General features: G+C 74.7%; 12 protein-coding genes. 7 read left to right on the top strand and 5 right to left on the bottom strand.

Features of this window, described 5'->3' with window-relative positions; translation table 11 throughout:
- Positions 1-50: 50 nt before the first annotated feature.
- Complete coding sequence (locus ACZ42X_RS03720) at positions 51-425, bottom strand: DUF2795 domain-containing protein (RefSeq protein ID WP_468283884.1); 375 nt, start codon at positions 423-425, stop codon at positions 51-53.
- Between the two features lie 192 nt (positions 426-617).
- Complete coding sequence (locus ACZ42X_RS03715; protein WP_468283882.1) at positions 618-2,408, bottom strand: thiamine pyrophosphate-requiring protein; 1,791 nt, start codon at positions 2,406-2,408, stop codon at positions 618-620.
- 282 nt (positions 2,409-2,690) lie between these two features.
- On the opposite strand from ACZ42X_RS03715, the gene ACZ42X_RS03710 reads away from it, so the two are divergent.
- Positions 2,691-3,485: an RNA polymerase sigma factor SigF gene (locus tag ACZ42X_RS03710; RefSeq protein WP_355367782.1), complete on the top strand. Its 795-nt coding sequence runs from the start codon at positions 2,691-2,693 to the stop codon at positions 3,483-3,485.
- Here the strand turns inward: ACZ42X_RS03710 and ACZ42X_RS03705 are convergent.
- Positions 3,463-4,659 (bottom strand): PAS domain-containing protein, encoded by a 1,197-nt coding sequence (locus tag ACZ42X_RS03705; protein ID WP_468283880.1) that lies wholly within the window; start codon positions 4,657-4,659, stop codon positions 3,463-3,465. The genes ACZ42X_RS03710 and ACZ42X_RS03705 overlap by 23 nt on opposite strands.
- A gap of 99 nt (positions 4,660-4,758) precedes the next feature.
- Between ACZ42X_RS03705 and ACZ42X_RS03700 the strand changes: the two genes are divergently transcribed.
- The 3 genes from ACZ42X_RS03700 (at position 4,759) to ACZ42X_RS03690 (ending at position 7,980) form a co-directional block, all read left to right on the top strand.
- Entirely contained in the window at positions 4,759-5,508 is a 750-nt protein-coding gene (locus tag ACZ42X_RS03700; protein ID WP_468283877.1) for an ANTAR domain-containing response regulator, read from the top strand.
- Positions 5,509-5,603: 95 nt separating this feature from the next.
- On the top strand, positions 5,604-6,875 hold the full coding sequence (locus tag ACZ42X_RS03695; protein WP_468283875.1) for an aminotransferase class I/II-fold pyridoxal phosphate-dependent enzyme: 1,272 nt from the start codon (positions 5,604-5,606) through the stop codon (positions 6,873-6,875).
- 13 nt (positions 6,876-6,888) lie between these two features.
- Complete coding sequence (locus ACZ42X_RS03690) at positions 6,889-7,980, top strand: MBL fold metallo-hydrolase (RefSeq protein WP_468283873.1); 1,092 nt, start codon at positions 6,889-6,891, stop codon at positions 7,978-7,980.
- Here the strand turns inward: ACZ42X_RS03690 and ACZ42X_RS03685 are convergent.
- Complete coding sequence (locus tag ACZ42X_RS03685) at positions 7,960-8,613, bottom strand: DedA family protein (RefSeq protein ID WP_468283871.1); 654 nt, start codon at positions 8,611-8,613, stop codon at positions 7,960-7,962. The genes ACZ42X_RS03690 and ACZ42X_RS03685 overlap by 21 nt on opposite strands.
- Positions 8,610-9,377 (bottom strand): MBL fold metallo-hydrolase, encoded by a 768-nt coding sequence (locus ACZ42X_RS03680; protein ID WP_468283869.1) that lies wholly within the window; start codon positions 9,375-9,377, stop codon positions 8,610-8,612. Before ACZ42X_RS03680 ends, ACZ42X_RS03685 begins: the two co-directional genes overlap by 4 nt.
- A 106-nt stretch (positions 9,378-9,483) precedes the next feature.
- On the opposite strand from ACZ42X_RS03680, the gene ACZ42X_RS03675 reads away from it, so the two are divergent.
- From ACZ42X_RS03675 to ACZ42X_RS03665, 3 genes are all read left to right on the top strand, one after another.
- Positions 9,484-9,888, top strand: coding sequence for a hypothetical protein (locus ACZ42X_RS03675; RefSeq protein ID WP_468283867.1), 405 nt, complete (start codon positions 9,484-9,486; stop codon positions 9,886-9,888).
- Positions 9,889-9,958: 70 nt separating this feature from the next.
- Entirely contained in the window at positions 9,959-12,085 is a 2,127-nt protein-coding gene (locus ACZ42X_RS03670; RefSeq protein WP_468283865.1) for a phage holin family protein, read from the top strand.
- 69 nt (positions 12,086-12,154) lie between these two features.
- Positions 12,155-13,546: an amino acid permease gene (locus tag ACZ42X_RS03665; protein WP_468283863.1), complete on the top strand. Its 1,392-nt coding sequence runs from the start codon at positions 12,155-12,157 to the stop codon at positions 13,544-13,546.
- The last annotated feature ends 46 nt before the right edge of the window (positions 13,547-13,592 follow it).

Here is a 13,592-nt window from a genome sequence, read left to right as displayed (position 1 = left end):
CGTGTGCCGCCGCCCGGAGTACCCGTGCGGGCCACCCCCATGCCCCTCGGTCACGTACCCCGCACGGCCACCGCCACGTCCTGGACGCTGTGGTAGGTCGGGTCACCGGGCAGCTCGGTCACGAGCTCCACCAGGCGGTCGGGGGCGTGCCGCTCGCGCAGCACCCGGAGCAGGTCGCCACGGTGGGCCGGGAAGGGCGTGCGCGCGAGATACCGGCCGAGTTCCAGACGCAGCGCCTCGAACCGGTCGGCGGTGACCCGGCTGGCCGGGACGTCGGGATCGTCCTCCGCCACCGGCTCCGGGTCGTGCCACTCCTCGGTCCTCGTGGGATGCCCCGACCTCAGCAGCCCCTGGAGCTGGTGTTTCATCTCGTCGTCGCGTCGACGGCTGAGCCCGCCGCTCCCTCGCTCCACTGCACCCTCCACGTCTGAACGATGTGCCTCTCCGGACGCCCGGCGGGTACCCGACGGGGCGGTCGCAAACCCGGGGTTTGGACCCGCCGGCGCGGGTACCCGCGGGACGGCCGAGCGGCCACGGGGTGAATATGGGGTGACAGGTCTTCGGGCGCGGACGGCGGTCCGCGCCCGAAGACCGTTTTATGCCTTGGCGCCCGGGAGCTACGACTTGCCGCCCGGCAGGAACTCCTGCACCTTCGCCTTCAGGCCCCGCTTCACCACCGCGCCCCGTTCCGGGTCGCCCTTCAGCAGCGCCGCCGCCGTCGACTCCATCTGCTGCCAGGTCGCGTGCGGCGGAATCGGCGGCACGGACGGGTCGGTGACGAACTCGACGACCGCCGGGCCGTTCGCCGCCAGCGCCTCCTCCCAGGCGTCCACCACCTCGTCCGGCTTCTCCACCCGGATGCCCGTCAGGCCGATGGACTCGGCGAACGCCGCGTACGGCACGTCCGGCAGCTCCTGCGACGGCAGGAACGAGGGCGCGTCGCCCATCGCCCGCAGCTCCCAGGTGACCTGGTTGAGGTCCCGGTTGTTCCAGACGCCGACGACCAGCCGCGGGTCCTCCCAGCGGTGGCGGTACTTCGCGGCCGTGATCAGCTCCGCCAGCCCGTTCATCTGCATCGCGCCGTCGCCGACGAGCGCCACCACCGGCCGGTCCGGGTGCGCGAACTTGGCGCCGATCGCGTACGGCACCCCGCAGCCCATCGTGGCGAGCGTCCCCGACAGCGAGCCCCGCATGTCGCCGCGCATCCGGATGTGCCGTGCGTACCAGTTGGCGACCGATCCGGAGTCCGAGGTCAGCAGCGTCCGGTCCGGCAGCAGCGGCGACAGGGCCCGCGCCACGTACTCGGGGTTCACCGGGTCGGCGCTCAGCGCGGCGCGCCGCTCCATGACCTCCTCCCACCGGCGTACGGACTTCTCCACCTGCTCCCGCCACGCCCGCTTCTTCCGGCGCCGCAGCAGCGGCATCAGCCGGCGCAGGGTGGCGCCCGCGTCGCCGATGAGGTTCACCTCGTACGGGTAGCGCATCCCCGCCATGTGCGGGTCGATGTCGATCTGCACGGCCCGCGCCTGCCCGTACTCCGGCAGGAACTGGCTGTACGGGAAGGAGGAGCCGATCGTCAGCAGGGTGTCGCACTCCTGCATCAGCTCCCAGGAGGGCCGGGTGCCGAGGAGGCCGATCGACCCCGTGACGTAGGGCAGTTCGTCCGAGAGCGCGTCCTTGCCGAGGAGCGCCTTCGCGACGCCCGCGCCCAGCAGCTCGGCGACCTGCTGCACCTCGGCACGGGCGGAGGCGGCGCCCTGCCCGATGAGGATCGCGGGCTTCTCCCCGGAGTTGAGGACCTCGGCCGCCCGCTCCACCGCCTCGTCGGCCGGCACCGCCGTCCACGCGCTGCGGTCCAGGCTGGACGGCACCATCTTGAACTCGTGCGAGGGCGGCGTGTACGGCAGCTCCTGTACGTCGCCGGGCACGATGACCACGGTCGGGCAGCGGCGGCCGTACGCCGTGCGGATGGCGCGGTCCAGCACGTTCGGGATCTGCTCCGGGACGTTCACCTCCGCGAGGAAGTCCGACGCGACGTCCTTGAAGAGCGCGTGCAGGTCGACCTCCTGCTGGTACGAGCCGCCCATCGCGCTGCGGTGCGTCTGCCCCACGATCGCCACCACCGGGACGTGGTCCAGCTTGGCGTCGTACAACCCGTTGAGCAGGTGGATCGCGCCCGGCCCCGAGGTCGCCACGCACACCCCGAGGCGGTGCCCGAACTTCGCGTAGCCGACCGCCTGGAACGCGGCCATCTCCTCGTGCCGCGCCTGGATGAACCGCGGCTGGTCCTCCGCGCGGCCCCAGGCGGCGATCAGCCCGTTGATCCCGTCACCCGGATAGCCGAACACGCACTCGACGCCCCAGTCGCGCAGCCGCGCCAGTATCTGGTCGGCGACGTCCTTGCTCATCTGCGTACCTCCCGAAGCGAACCGCTGGGTAGCTCTCACCGCCGTTCAGGCAGCACACCCCCGGGTACCGGGTGCCGATCCGCGGAAACGCGAGGACAGTGGAATCAGTGCAACGACGCGTTTGCTCGGGCAAGCCCCGGGCATGCGCATCTCGTGCTTCGGACCGGAGGCACGTCCGTGGGAGCGGCCCACCCGCTCCGGGCGTGTCCGCGTGCCCGGAAAGGGAGCTCTTCCTCGGGGTGACACCAACCGTCAGCACCGTACAGGGAGCTGAAAAGCATCATGCCTACCCTCGCCCACACGAAGCATCCGCACGACGACGCCCCCGACACCGCCGAGGCGTTCCAGCGCCTGGCCTCGCTGCCGGAGGGGGAGGAGAGGGAAGCCGTCCGGCAGGACATCGTGCGCGCCTGGCTGCCCATGGCGGACCGGCTCGCCGGCCGCTTCCGCAACCGTGGCGAGTCACTGGAGGACCTCAAGCAGGTCGCCGCCCTCGGCCTGGTCAAGGCCGTCGACCGGTACGACCCCTCGCGCGGCGCCGCCTTCGAGAGCTTCGCCGTGCCGACCATCACCGGCGAGATCAAGCGCCACTTCCGCGACCACATGTGGACCCTCCACGTGCCGCGCCGCGTCCAGGACCTGCGGGGCCGCGTCCGCGCCGCCTACCAGGAGCTCTCGCACTCGGTGGGGGGCCGCGCCCCCACCGTGGCGGAGATCGCCGAGAAGGCCGGCATGACCGAGGAGGAGGCCATGGCCGGACTGGAGGCGCTGGACAGCTTCACCGCGCTGTCACTCGACGCCGAACTGCCCGGCACCGAGGACGGCTACACCCTCGTCGACGCGCTCGGCGGCCCCGATCCGGCCCTCGACGTCGTGGTGGACCGCGAATCGGTCAAGCCGCGGCTGCGCACGCTGCCCGAACGCGAACAGAAGATCCTCTACATGCGGTTCTTCCGCGACATGACCCAGAGCAGGATCGCCGAGGACCTCGGCATCTCCCAGATGCACGTGTCCCGGCTGATCAGCCGCTGCTGCACCCGGCTGCGGGAGGACATCATGCGGGACGTCGCCGCATAGCCAGCGCCACATGGCGGGACATCACGTCCGCCGCCTGCGCCTCGGCCATCGAGAACGCGCGCCGCGCCCCCGTCCGGAAGAGCGTCAGCACCCCCGCCACGCCGCCGCCCGCCCCGTCGCCGGGCAGCGGCAGGCACAGCAGCGAGCTCACCCCGGCCCGCGCCAGGACCGCGGCGCCCGAGGCGTCCTCGCCGAACGCGAGGGCGTCCTCGGGCCGCACCTGAAGCGCCGGCCCCCCGCCGCGGGCCGCCTCCACCACCAGGGGGCAGTCCGCAGGCTCCTGCTCCGCCACCGCCTTCAGCAGCGGCCCGCCGTCCCCGGAGACGTCGTCCGGGGACGGCGGGCCCAGTACGACGGTGCGACGCAGCACCGGCCGCCGGACGGAGGCTTCGCCGGCCACCGCGGTGTCGATCACCACCCAGTCGGCGAACCGCCCGTGCAGCACCCGCCCCGCCGCCTCCACGGCCGCGTCGGCGTCCCCCGGCGAGCCGCCCAGCAGGGCGCTCGCCATCGCGTCGACCAGGTCCAGCATCTCGGCGCGCTGCGTCGTCACCGCCAGGTCCGGCGGCATCAGCCGCCGCCCCACGGCGCCCGCGTCCATTCCCACCGGGGAGGCCGCCCCGGACACGCCCGGCTGGAGCACCACGACCACCGCCGGCTGAGGCTCGCCCGGCAGCGGCAGCGAGACGAGCGTGGCCCGCACCGGGTCGTGCGGCCGCTGCTGGAGCCGCACGCTCAGGCTCCGGCCGCCCTCCCCGCGCGCGGCGGCCGCCGCCTGCGTACGGAACGGAGCCCGGTCGGCGGAGACCAGCAGCCCGGCGAGCGGCCGCCCGGTGGCGTAACCGGCGCGCACCCCGGTCAGGCCGGTCGCGGCGAAGTTCATGCGCCGTACGACCGTGTCGCGGTCGACCAGCACCACCGGCAGCGGCAGCCGCTGGAACAGCGTCTTCAGCAGCTGCCGCTCGTGCCGGTCGGCCGTCGTGCCGTCCGGGGCCCGCGCCGCCAGCCGCTCGTAGCGCGGCCAGAGCGACTCTGCCGCATGCTGGAGTTCGAAGAGGGCGGCGTCCAGCACGCCCTGCTGCTCGTCGGCCGGAAGCGCCCGCGCGGTGCGGAGCTCACCGACCCGGCGCACGAAATCCGCGAGGTCATCGCCGAACGCGTCGGTCTCCGTCATAGGAGCACCGTAACCGCCGTGGCCGTGCGGCGGGCCGCGGCGGCGGCCCCGTTTCGCGCGGCGGGCGCGGGGCAGCCGCACGGAGGAAGGAGGACCGCGATGCTGCCCGAGCACGAGTACGAAGGCCCGGAACCGGCCTCCACCGTCCGCAGGCTGCAGAAACTCACCGAGCAGTGCGTACGGTCCGTCCCGGCGTGTTGCGGGGCCGTCGCCACCCTCAGCGACGGCGAGTCCGAGCGCCGCACCGCCGCCACCCATCCGGACCTGGCGGCCCTCGTCGCCGTCCAGCTCGACTCCGGCGACGGACCCATCCACACGGCGCTCGACACCGGCGAACCCGTCGACGCCGAGGACCTCCTCACCGACGACCGCTGGCCCGACTACCGGGCCATGGCCCTCGGCTCCGGCGTCCGGGCCAGCATCACCCTCCCGTTCCACCGGGCCGGCATCGACATCACCCTGAACCTCTACGGCTTCCGGGCCGGCTCCCTGGAGGACGCCGCCCACGGACCCGCCGCCATCCTCGGCGAGGAGATCACCGCGGGCCTCGCCCGCGACCGCCGCTACCGCGCCGCACTCACCGAGGTCGGCCAGCTGTCCACCGCACTGCGCTCCCGCCCCGTCATCGACCAGGCCGGCGGCATCGTGATGCACGTCCTCGGCTGCGACGCCGCCGAGGCCCACACCGTGCTGCGCCGGATCTCCCAGCTCACCAACCGCAAGCTCGCGGACGTCGCCGCCGGTGTCGTACACACCCGGGGCCGCGGCCTGGAGAAGGAACTGGCCCGGCTGGCCCCGGCGAAGACCGCCCCCACCCGGAGCGGCGACTTGCCGGGAACATCCGTATAAAAGGCTTTGGGGACGGATAGCGGGCTCCGGGCACGGGCAGGGTCCCCCACACAAACAGCACCGACATCGGCAGGGACGCCAGGGCGGAGAGAGGCATGCGGCAACCGGCAGCGGACGGCCCCGAGGCCCCCTCGCCCCCCGAGGCGCCCTCGCTCCCCGAGGGGCGGGGACCCGTGCGGTACGCGCCCGGGGCGCCCGAAGCCGGCCTGCCGACGGCCGCCGAACTCGTCGCCGTCTTCGCCGCGGCCGCCGACCGCACCGAGGCCGAACCGCCCGGCGGCGGCCCCGTCCTGCGCGACGCGGCCTGCGGCTACTGGTGGCGGCGCGGACTGCGCTGCCACCCCGAGGACCTGGCCGCCGCCCCCGGTGCGCAGCCGCTGCTCGCCGCGCTCATCGCCGCGCACGGCGGCGACGTCCTGCTGCCTCGGCCCTGCCCCGCCGGCTGGGCCCCGCAGGCCCGGCTCCTCGGCAGACCCGCGTACTCCGTGCCCACGCCCGCCGAATGCGGCGGCGTACCCGACCCGTACGCCCTCCTGGAGACCGTGCGGCGGGTGCGCGCCGAAGGCGGCCACCCGGCGCTGCTGCTGCTGTGCGTGGCCGACGACCCGACCGCCACCGTCCCGCCGCCCGAGCTGGTGCGCGAGACGTGCGAGGCGGCGGTCGGCGAGGGCCTGCACATCGTCAGCGACGAGACCTGGCGCGACACCCTGCACCGGCCGCACGACACCGTGCTGGTCAGCCCCGCCGAGATGTGCCCCGAGGACGTCACCGTCCTCTGCGACCTCGCCGGCGCCCTGACCCCGCCGGCCTGGCCCACCGCGATCGCCCGCTTCCCGCCCACCCCGGCCGGAGCCGCCCGCCGCGCCCGCGTCCTGGACCTGCTCACGGCGCTCGGCGCCCATGTGGCGGGGCCCGTCGCCGCGGCCGCCGCCCACGCGCTCGGCGAGCCGGAACCGGTCACCGCCCGGGCGGCCGCCGCGGCCGCGCTCCACGCGCGCGTGGCCGCCGCCGCGCACCGCGCCGTACTGACCGCCGGAGCGCTCGCCCTGCCGCCGCAGGCCGGGCGCCACTTCTACGCCGACCTCGGGCCGCTGCGCGGACGCCTCACCGAGCGGGGCGTCACCGACTCGATGGAGCTGGAGGAGTACCTCACCGGCCGGCTGGGCGCGCCCGCTCCCGGCGGCCACCGGTTCGGCGACGAGCTGGGCGCACTGCGCGTACGACTGTCGACCGGGCCGCTCCTCGGGGCCACGACGGAGGAGCGCATGGAGGCCCTCACGGCGCAGCGGCCACTGGAACTGCCGCATATCGCGCGAGCGGTGGAGACGTTCGCAGCCGCTTTCCACGATCTTCAAGGACCACGGTGAACGGAGCGCGCAGATGACGGAACAGACGTCACCCACGTCCCCCACGGCGGCGACGTCCCCCACGACGGCGATGACCGCCGCGACGGCCACCGTACAAACGGCCCCGGCGGCCCCGGCCGGCCGGACGGGCTCCGTGGCGGGCGGCGCCCTCCGCCCGCTCGGTGAGGTGCGCTCCTGGCCGAGATCCTTCGCCGACCGGCTCACCGCGCCCCTCCCGGGCGTACGCGCCATGGCCAGGCTGGCCAGGGAGGGCGCCGTCCGGCCCGGCCCCGACGGGCTGCGCGACATCCCCAAGCTGCCGTACGCCCCCGAACCGCTGCCCGCCGCCGACGCCGGCACCGTCGCCCTCACCTGGGCCGGCCACGCCAGCTGGATCGTCCGCCTCGGCGGCCTCACCGTGCTCACCGACCCCGTCTGGTCCCGCCGCATCCTCGGCACCCCCGCCCGCATCACCCCCGTCGGCGTGCGCTGGGAGGACCTGCCGCCCGTCGACGCCGTCGTCATCAGCCACAACCACTACGACCACCTCGACGCCCCCACCCTCAAGCGCCTGCCGCGCGACACACCGGTCTTCGTCCCCGCGGGGCTCGGCCGCTGGTTCCGCCGCCGCCGCTTCACCCGCGTCACCGAGCTCGACTGGTGGGAGGCGGCCGAACTGGGCGGGGTCCGCTTCGACTTCGTACCGTCCCACCACTGGTCCAAGCGCACCCTCACCGACACCTGCCGCTCCCTGTGGGGCGGCTGGGTGCTGACCGACCCCACCGGCCGGCGCGTCTACTTCGCGGGCGACACCGGTTACGGCCACTGGTTCGCGGAGATCGGCCGCCGCCACCCCGGCATCGACCTGGCGCTCCTCCCCATCGGCGCCTACGCCCCGCGCTGGTGGCTCCGCGACGTCCACACCGACCCGGAGGAGGCGGTCCAGGCCTTCCAGGACCTCGGGGCCCGGGTGATGGCGCCCATGCACTGGGCCACCTTCGTCCTCTCCTCCGAGCCGGTCCTGGAACCCCTCACCCGCCTGCACGCCGCCTGGGCCGCCGCCGGCCTGCCCCGCGACCGCCTCTGGGACCTGCCGGTCGGTGGGTCACGGGTTGTGGCGCCGTAGCCGCCGCCAGATCCCCGGCACCGCGCTGATCAGGAGCGCCAGGCCCACCGCCGCCGCCACGCCCTCCCAGGGGCGGGCGAACAGCGAGCCGCCCAGCACGCCGATCAGCTGGTAGGTCGCCGCCCACGCCAGGCACGCCGGGATGTCGCCGCGCACGAACCCTCCCAGCCGCATCCCGGAGAGCAGGCACGCCAGCATCACCGGGATCCGGCCCGCGGGCAGCAGCCGGGACAGCACCAGCACCGACACCCCGTGGGTACGCAGCTTGGCCCTGGCCTGTTCGAGCCGGTCCGGCGCCGCCCGGTCGCGCAACGCCTCCAGCAGGCGCGAGCCGTTCTTCGAACGCACACCCCGCTGGCCCAGCCAGTACAGCGCCACGTCCCCGGCGAACGCCGCGCCGGCCGCCAGCGCGAACACCGCCGCCAGCGAGAACGGCGCCGTCTGGTGGATCGCCACCACGGTCGCCGAACTGACGAGCGCCCCCGTCGGCACCACCGGGACCAGCGCCCCCAGCGCCACCAGCAGGAACAGCGACGGATAGCCGATCGCCTGCTGCGTCGGCTCCGGCGGCAGCCCCGCCGCCAGCCCCGGCCCCCACTCGGCCGCCCACTCGGCACCCAGCACGGCGATCATGGCCGGACCTCCGGCCGTACGCGCTCACCGTGCCCCAGCCGGTGCACCGCCACCCGCGGTGCGAGCCGCGCCGCGTGCCGTACGAACTCGTCGCCCGGCGCGTGGAACTCGTGCGGCCGGACCGCGTCCATCCCGATCGGCCAGTACGTGCCGTAGTGCACCGGCACCGCCGCGCGCGGCCCCAGCGCGGCGAGCGCCTGCGCGGCCCGTCGCGCGTCCAGGTGCCCGTGGCCCAGGTAGGGCCCCCAGCCGCCGACCGGCAGCAGCGCCACGTCCACCTCGCCCACCGCGTCCGCCATCCCGTCGAACAGCCCGGTGTCCCCGGCGAAGTACGTGCGCGCCTCACCGGTCACCACGTACCCCAGCGCGGGGGAGCGGTGCGGCCCCACCGGCAGCCGCCGCCCGTCGTGCAGCGCCGGCACCGCCCGTACGACCAGGTGCTCCACCGCCACCTCGTCACCGGGGCCCACCTCGGTGATCCGCAGCCCGTCCAGCCTGCGCAGCCCCGGCACGGAGCGGGTCGCGCCGCGCGGCACGATCAGCGAGGTGCCGGGCGCGAGCCGGGCCAGCGACGGCAGGTGCAGGTGGTCGCCGTGCAGATGCGAGACCACCACCGCGTCGGCGCGCGCGGCCTCGGGCGGCGGCAACGCGCCCCGCCGCCGGCGCAGATGGGCCAGCCGGCGCGCGAAGAGGGGATCGGTGAGCACCCGCACTCCGGAGTCCTCGACCGTGCAGGTGGCATGACCCCACCAGGTGACCTCCACCGGCCCGCCACCCTCCTCGTCGCCCGTGCCCGCTCAGCGGAACTACGCTCCCTAGAGCGTAGTTCCGCGCCTCCTCACGCGGAGCCGATCGGAGTAGGGTCGGCCCATGGAGGACGTACGCGTGGCGGCGATCGCCAGCCTGACGCCGCTCGAGGAGCTCGAGCGCGACCCGTTCCTGGTCGATACCCGCAGCCAGCACGCGATGTGCGAGCGCTGGGCCGCCGACAAGGGCTATGTCGTCAGCCGGCAGCTGCTGCTCTACGGGCTGCGCCCCGACCACCGGATGCTGTGGGCGGACATCGAGGCGGGCGCCGTGGACCTGTTCGTCGCCCCCAACGAGCGGGTGCTGGAGCGGGCCGTCACCTCGGCGCGGGCCTTCTCCGCGGAGTGCGAACGCCGGGGCGTACGCCTGGAGACGGCCGGGCTCGACGAGCCGGCGTACGACGCGGCCATGAAGGCCCACGTGCACCGCAGGCTCTCCATGCCGACCGCCGGCTACGACGGCCGCTGACCTCGTTCGACGGACGGCGTTGACGTTCCGTGTGCCACGCTGGAGCCAGGCTCGGCGGAAGGCTGGCGGCGTGGCGGAGAGGCGATGGCGGAGGACCGGCAGCGCCGTGCTGCGGGTGGTCGCGGTCTGGGCGGTGTCGAGCCTCACCATGCTGGCGCTCGCCGCGCTGCTCCCCGACTTCCGGCTGCAGTCCGACGACGGCGACACCATCACCCGGACCGCCGTCACCGCCGCCTGGGGCGCCGGGGTCTTCGGTCTGCTGAGCGCGCTCGTGTGGCCCCTGGTCGTACGCGCCCTGCTGCTCGTCCCGGCCCTCGTCCTCGGGCTGCTCGTCTTCTTCCTCAACGGCTCCCTGCTGCTCGTCGCGCTCCGGCTGATCCCCGACGGCCGCGGCCAGGCCGACCCGGAGAACGCCGTCGTGGTGGCCGCCGTGATGTCCGCCGTCGCCTCCGCGACCTCCACCGCCGTCGCCGTACGCGACGACGACGCCTACCGCCGCAGGCTCTACCGGCTCACCGACCGGCGCCGCCCCCGCTCCGCACGCGGGCCCGACGCGTCCGTGCCGGGCGTGGTCTTCCTGCAGCTGGACGGCGTCGGCCACGACCTCCTGCTGCGCGCGACCGAGGACGGCCTGATGCCGACCGTGGCGTCCTGGCTCCACGGCCCGGGCGCCGGCCACCGCCTCACCCCGTGGCGCACCGACTGGTCCAGCCAGACGGGCGCCAGCCAGCTCGCCCTGCTGCACGGCTCCAACCACGACGTCCCCGCCTTCCGCTGGTACGAGAAGGACACCGGCCAGCTGATGGTGAGCAACCGGCCCGCCAGCGCCGCCGAACTCCAGCGCCGCGCCGTCGCGCGCACCGGTGACCCCGGGCTGCTGGCCGGGGGCGGCGCGAGCCGCGGCAACCTCTTCAGCGGAGGCGCCGGCCAACTCGCCCTGGTCCTCTCGGTCACGGCGCGCCGGGGTCGCGGAAACCGCTCCAGGGCGGGCTACTTCGCCTACTTCAGCGACCCGGCCAACGCCGTCCGCACCGCCGTCTCCTTCGTCGCCGAGGTGGCGCGCGAGATCGGCCAGTCCACCCGGGCCCGCCTCCGCCGCGAGACACCGCGGGTCCGCCGCGGCGGGCTCTACCCCTTCATCCGCGCCTTCGCCACCGTCGTCGAACGGGACGTCGTCGTCGCGGCGGTCATGGGCGACGTGCTCGCCGGCCGCCCCGCCGTCTACGCCGACCTCGTCGCCTACGACGAGGTCGCCCACCACTCGGGGCCGTACAGCCGCGACGCCGCCAAGGTGCTCCAGCGGCTGGACCGGTCCCTCGCGCTCATCGCCGAGGTCGCCGAGCACGCGCCGCGCCCGTACCGGATCGTGCTCCTCTCCGACCACGGCCAGAGCCCCGGCGAGACCTTCCGGAGCCGGTACGGGCTGACGCTGAAGGACCTGGTCCGCGTCGCGTGCGGGCTGCCCGTCCCGCGCCGCGCCCGGCGCACGCAGACCGGCGCGGAGGCGCGCGGCGCGCTGCGCAGCGCCCTGCACCGCCCGGTGGAGGAGCCGGCCGAGGTCCGTCCGCCGCGCGGCTCGGACCCGGTGGTGCTCGCCTCCGGGAACCTCGGGCTCATCTCCTTCCCGGACGTGCCCTACCGCCTGTCGCGCGAGGAGATCGACCGCCGCCACCCCGCTCTGCTGCCCACCCTGGCCCGCCACCCCGGCATCGGCTTCGTGCTGGTGCGCAGCGAGGAGCACGGCTCGGTGGTGATCGGCCCGGACGGCCGCGAGGTGCCGGTCGACGAACTCGCCGACGGCGACGCCGGCCCGCTCGCCGTCTTCGGCCCCGGTGCGGCCGACGCCGTCCGGCGTACGGACTCGTTCGCGCACGCCGCGGACATCATGGTCAACTCGATGTACGAGCCGTCGACGGGTGAGGTGCACGCCTTCGAGGAGCAGATCGGCTCCCACGGCGGGCTCGGCGGTGAGCAGGGGCGGCCGTTCCTGCTGTCCCCGCTGACCCTGTCGGCGCCGGTGGAGGGGGGCGGCGATCTGGTGGGCGCGGAGCAGGTGCACCGGGTGCTGCGCCGCTGGCTGCGCGAGTCGCAGGGGCTCGGGGAGACCGTACGGGCCGTGCAGGAATCGCCGCCACAGCCACAAGTGGAAGAAGTTTTTCCGGTTCCGGATGGTCTCGCGCCGGACAAAAACGGGTGATTTGGAGCGACGCCCTCCCTCCTCGACCATATCTGAGGTTTATACGGAGAAAGGCGCACCGCACCCCCCATGGCCACGGTCCTCACCCCACCCCAGCACCCTCGCGACCAGCACCACCCCGACCACCAGCCGGGCACGCAGGAGAACAAGCACGCCCGGCGCTTCGGTCTCCCGATCGCCACCGCCCTGGTCATGGGCAACATCATCGGCGGCGGGATCTTCCTCCTCCCCGCGTCCGTCGCCCCGTACGGCACCATCAGCCTGGTCGCCTTCGCCGTCCTCACCGTCGGCGCGATCGCCCTCGCGCTCGTCTTCGGCCGCCTCGCCCGGCGCCACCCGCACACCGGCGGCCCCTACGTCTACGCCCGCGAGGCCTTCGGCGACTTCGCCGGGTTCCTCGCCGCCTGGTCGTACTGGATCACCACCTGGGTCTCCAACGCGGCACTCGCCGTCGCCGCCGTCGGCTACCTCGACGTCCTGATCCCCGTCCACCACTCCACGGCCGCGACCATCGCGGCGGCCCTCTGCCTCCAGTGGCTGCCCGCCCTCGCCAACCTGGCCGGGACGCGGTACGTCGGCGCCGTCCAGCTCACCGCCACCGTGCTGAAGTTCGTGCCGCTGCTCCTCGTCGCCGTCGGCGGGCTGTTCTTCTTCGACTCCGGCAACCTCGGCCCCTTCCAGGGCAGCGACTCCGGCGCCCTCGGCGCGATCTCCGCCTCCGCCGCGATCCTGCTCTTCAGCTACCTCGGCGTCGAGTCGGCCGCCGTCAGCGCCGGTGAGGTCCGCGACCCCGAGCGCAACGTCGGTCGCGCCACCATCCTCGGCACGCTCGGCGCCGCCGCGCTCTACCTGCTCGGCACCCTCTCCGTCTTCGGCACCGTCGCCCACGACAAGCTCGTCGCCTCCGACGCCCCCTTCTCCGACGCCGTCAACACCATGTTCGGCGGCTCCTGGGGCGGCACCGCCGTGGCGTGCATGGCACTGGTCTCGATGGTCGGCGCGCTGAACGGCTGGACGCTGCTCAGCGCCCAGACGCCGTACGCCGCCGCCCGGGACGGGCTCTTCCCGAAGGCCTTCGCCCGCAAGAAGCGCGGCGTGCCGACCGTCGGCGTCCTCGTCACCGTCGTCCTCGCCTCGCTGCTGACCGTGTACAACTACACGGCCGGCTCCGACGGCGTCTTCGAGGTCCTGGTCCTCGTCACCACCTTCACCGCGACCGTCCCCTACCTGCTGTCCACGGCCGCGCAGATCCACTTCCTCGCCTCCGGACAGACCGACCGCGTCCACCGCGGCCGCCTCGTCCGCGACGCGCTCCTCGCCGCCCTCGCCTTCGGCTTCTCCCTGTGGCTGGTCGCCGGCTCCGGCTACGCGGCCGTCTACCAGGGCGTGCTGTTCCTCTTCGCGGGCGTGCCGGTGTACGCGTGGATGTCGGCCCGCAAGGAGCGCGCCGCGCGCCGCTGACCGCGCCCCGGCGCGAGGCGTCACAGCGCGCGGCGCCCCACGGCGG

It is taken from the genome of Streptomyces sp. NPDC030862, assembly GCF_055571835.1.
Note: the sequence above shows the minus strand (reverse complement) of the source record. Positions and strands in the feature narration are given on the sequence as shown.

Bases quoted from the DNA above. Each gene is read 5' to 3' on its own strand.
- ACZ42X_RS03710 (WP_355367782.1), top strand. From the start codon at position 2,691: ATGCCTACCCTCGCCCACACGAAGCATCCGCACGACGACGCCCCCGAC.
- ACZ42X_RS03665 (WP_468283863.1), top strand. From the start codon at position 12,155: ATGGCCACGGTCCTCACCCCACCCCAGCACCCTCGCGACCAGCACCAC.
- ACZ42X_RS03715 (WP_468283882.1), bottom strand. From the start codon at position 2,408: ATGAGCAAGGACGTCGCCGACCAGATACTGGCGCGGCTGCGCGACTGG.
- ACZ42X_RS03705 (WP_468283880.1), bottom strand. From the start codon at position 4,659: ATGACGGAGACCGACGCGTTCGGCGATGACCTCGCGGATTTCGTGCGC.
- ACZ42X_RS03685 (WP_468283871.1), bottom strand. From the start codon at position 8,613: ATGATCGCCGTGCTGGGTGCCGAGTGGGCGGCCGAGTGGGGGCCGGGG.
- ACZ42X_RS03675 (WP_468283867.1), top strand. From the start codon at position 9,484: ATGGAGGACGTACGCGTGGCGGCGATCGCCAGCCTGACGCCGCTCGAG.
- ACZ42X_RS03695 (WP_468283875.1), top strand. From the start codon at position 5,604: ATGCGGCAACCGGCAGCGGACGGCCCCGAGGCCCCCTCGCCCCCCGAG.
- ACZ42X_RS03700 (WP_468283877.1), top strand. From the start codon at position 4,759: ATGCTGCCCGAGCACGAGTACGAAGGCCCGGAACCGGCCTCCACCGTC.
- ACZ42X_RS03690 (WP_468283873.1), top strand. From the start codon at position 6,889: ATGACGGAACAGACGTCACCCACGTCCCCCACGGCGGCGACGTCCCCC.